Source organism: Frankia sp. CeD, assembly GCF_000732115.1.
GTDB lineage: Bacteria > Actinomycetota > Actinomycetes > Frankiales > Frankiaceae > Frankia > Frankia casuarinae.
Map to the genome: position 1 here is coordinate 1 of NZ_JPGU01000092.1, position 3,323 is coordinate 3,323.

Consider the following 3,323-nt stretch of genomic DNA (forward strand, 5'->3'; position numbering starts at 1 on the left):
CAGCCGTCGGCCTCCAGAAAATCAACGAACAGCAATCCGAGCGAATACTGAGCTTCGAGAGAATCAAGAGAGTTTCTGAATAACTTCGCTATCTACGCCACGTACCTGGCCGAAGAGTCAGGCAGCACTGGTTGGGACGGCCAACCTCAGCCGCCTCGTCGTGGTAGGTGGTCACGGGCTTGATCTCTTCCGTCAGATCATCGGAGACTTTTGCGAGGTGTCCGCAACTCTCGCAACCCGCCTGCCGGTCGCCGTCATAGCGGACTCGGGGGAGCGGAAACCGATCACAACGCCGGACCAGATCCTGGTTACCGGGACCCTGCGCTCGGGTGGCGTGGCTTCCGTGCACATTACAACCGGCAGTCCGATGGGCTCGGGTTATCGCTTCGAGGTACACGGGACGGCCGGGCGGCTACTGATGGTTGCGGATGGTGACTCATTGGTTGGCCCGCAGTTCATCGTGTATGGGAGTCAGTCACACGGGCAGATGAGACGGATCGAGCTCCCGCCGGAGTACCCTGCGGGGTCTCCGAACATACCGATAGCGGTGCACAATGTGCGTCGGGTCTACCATGACCTCGCCGAGGCGATCCATACCGGGGTCGAAGTGGAACCCAGCTTTAAGAATGGTTGGCAGGTCCACCGGCTTCTGGACACGATCGAACGTGCCGCCCGCAGCGGCAAGCGGCAGCGTCTAGACGACTAGAGGGAAAATGAGGTGACCGGTCAGCGTGGCGTGCCCACGTGCGGCGACCATGCTGGGATGCCAGGGTCGAGTAGCCGGGAGGCGAANCCCCNCCCGGCTACTCGNCCCTGCCGCAGCCGCCAACTCGCCGCCGCCTGGCGCGCCAAGGAACTCCTGCGCGACGTGCTTGCGCTCGCCGCGCACCGCTCCGGCCGCCCGATCACCCGCTACGACGTCTCGCACGCCTTGACCAGGTTCTTCACCTATTGCGCCACCACCGGTGAGACCATCCCTGAAATCGTCACTCTCGCCGAGACGATCTCCACGTGGCGTGTTGAGATCGCCAACGCAGTCCTCTACTCCCTGTCCAACGCGGCCACCGAGGGCATCAACCGGCTCGTCAAGCTCGTCTACCGGATCGCGTTCGGCCTGCGCAACGTCACCAACCAGCAGCTCCGCGCCCGCTACTACGCTNCCCACGCANCCCGCCCCACCTGGCTACATACCGTCATCNCCCCGCCGCAGATGCCGTGATCAGTCGACCACAGATTCCGGCGAACTGGGAAGAGCCCGATATCTGCACGCCGTCGACGTGGCCACGGGTCTGTCCAGGTAACGGCTCTGGTGCACATTCGGTGGTGACCGTGCGTTAGTGCCGGTGGGTGGGCGTCGGTCGGCCGTCTAATCGGGCAGCTCGGCGTCGGCACGAAGCCCGGCGATCTGCGGCGCGAGACGCNCAAGCCTCGTGATGCGGGGCGAAACGGGCGTCGGGCTGCTATTCACGTTGAGTCATCACCGAATCTAGGGCTTGCAGATTATTAACGCGCAGGTTTGATCTTTGGGGTGAGAGTGATCCCGTGGGCGGCGGCGTGAGCGGTCAGCTCGCTGAGGGTCTTGATCGGTGTCGGGGCTGGCGGGATCGGGGGGCCGTACTCGTCGAGTAACGCCTCTGTCTGGCGTTCCGCGTTGGTGATGGTGCCGGTTGAGACGCCGAAGAGGGTGGCCAGGGCGGGTTTGGGTGTGCCGAAACGGCGGCGGAGCACGGTGGTCAGGATCTGTTCGGCGAGGGTGAGCGCGGGTGGGTGGCCGGCGCCGGGCTTGCGGGTCGGGGGGCCGCCTCGGGCGATGTGCAGGGCCACCTCGCGTTGGACGCGGTGGGGCGCGGCCAGCGTGGAGATCAGCTGCTTCCAGGTGGCGGTATCGAGGCCGGTCAGCGCGGGGTGCGCCCACTCGGGGTGCGCGGGCTCGCGCGCCGGCGGCGGCGGTGGGGGCGGTGGAGCGGGCGGTTCGGGACGCAGCGTGTAGTTCCAGTCGCCGTGCCAGTCGTGGCGGTCGATCGGCAGTGAGGTCATCCGCTCGTCGCTGATTTTGATTCCGTCGGGGTAGGTGCCGGGATCGAGGGTGGCGGTCACGGTCAGCCCGGTGCGGGTGGTGGTCGCGGCGATGGTGTTGACGATGACCTCGTGGCTGGTCAGCGGCCTGCCGCGCCAGTGCAGCGTGATGTGCGAGAACAGCCGGTGTTCGATTTTGTTCCATTTCGACGTTCCGGGCGGGAAGTGGCAGACGGTGATCGCGAGCCCGGTCCGCAGCGCGAACGCGGCGAGTTCGGATTTCCACGCACGGGTGCGGTAGCCGTTGGAGCCGCCGGCGTCCGCGGTGATCAGCAGTCGGCTGGCGTTCGGGTAGGTGGCCTGGCCGGCCGTGGTCCACCAGCGGCGGATCGACTCGACGGCGAACGCGGCGGTGTCGTGGTCGGTGCCGACGTTCACCCAGCCGGCGTTGGCCGCCAGGTCGTAGATCCCGTAGGGGATGGCCTTGCCGAGCGCGGCGTCGGGGAAGTCGTGGGTGGACACCTCGGCAGGCTCGCCTTCGGGGCGCCACTCGCGGCCGCCGTTGCGGAACGTTCCGACGTTCTCCTTCTTCTTGGTGTCCACGCTGATCACCGGGTCGCCGCTGGCATGGTGGGCGCCGGCCTGTTCGGCGATGTACCGGAACTGGCCGTCGCGGTCCGGGTGGCGCTGACCCTCGAGCGTCTTGGCGTTGCTCTGCAGGCTGAACTTCTCGGCACGCAGCAGGTCGGCGACGGTGTCAGGGCCGACCCGGTGGCCCTGACGGGTCAACTCTGCGGCCAGCACCCGGGTCGACTTCGTCGTCCACCGCAGCGGCGACATCGGGTCACCCCGCTCGTCGCGCTCGACCAGGGCCAACAGCGCCAGGCGTAGTCCCGGATCGAGATCGGCGGCGCGCTTACGCCCGCCGCCTGGCCGCCGCACCCGGCCCAGCGGCTCGCCACCCGCGTCCAACTCGTCGACGCCCGCCGACACGGTGGCCTCCCGGACGCCCGCGGCGGCAGCCACCAGCCGGATCCCGCCGTGTCCAAACGCCCGCGCCTCCGCGGCCATCAGCAGCCGCCGCTGCCGCTCATCGAGATGCGGAAAGATCACCTCGAACTTCGCCGCCAGCAGCTCCCGAGTGACCGCAAACCCGCCCATAGCAGAGGATCATGCTGCATCCTCGGAACCTACGGGTTATTTTCCGGCAGACTCTTATTGTGGTGCACCAGGTCCACCTCTTTTCTGATCATGACCTTGACCTGGGCGAATGTGGTTCTCGATCTATCATCTGAGTTCCAGCGCCA

General features: G+C 66.8%; 3 protein-coding genes. 2 read left to right on the forward strand and 1 reads right to left on the reverse strand.

Annotated elements, in window-relative coordinates:
- Positions 1 to 160 precede the first annotated feature (160 nt).
- Both CED_RS25675 and CED_RS20950 read left to right on the forward strand, forming a co-directional pair.
- On the forward strand, positions 161 to 706 hold the full coding sequence (locus CED_RS25675) for a Gfo/Idh/MocA family oxidoreductase (RefSeq protein WP_255361140.1): 546 nt from the start codon (positions 161 to 163) through the stop codon (positions 704 to 706).
- A gap of 12 nt (positions 707 to 718) precedes the next feature.
- On the forward strand, positions 719 to 1,219 hold the full coding sequence (locus tag CED_RS20950; RefSeq protein WP_200875454.1) for a transposase: 501 nt from the start codon (positions 719 to 721) through the stop codon (positions 1,217 to 1,219).
- 284 nt (positions 1,220 to 1,503) lie between these two features.
- On the opposite strand, the gene CED_RS20955 is transcribed toward CED_RS20950, so the two are convergent.
- Positions 1,504 to 3,177: an ISAzo13 family transposase gene (locus CED_RS20955; protein ID WP_023842218.1), complete on the reverse strand. Its 1,674-nt coding sequence runs from the start codon at positions 3,175 to 3,177 to the stop codon at positions 1,504 to 1,506.
- Positions 3,178 to 3,323 lie beyond the last annotated feature (146 nt).

Coding starts and splice junctions, on each gene's coding strand:
- CED_RS20955 (WP_023842218.1), bottom strand. CDS start 3,177: ATGGGCGGGTTTGCGGTCACTCGGGAGCTGCTGGCGGCGAAGTTCGAG.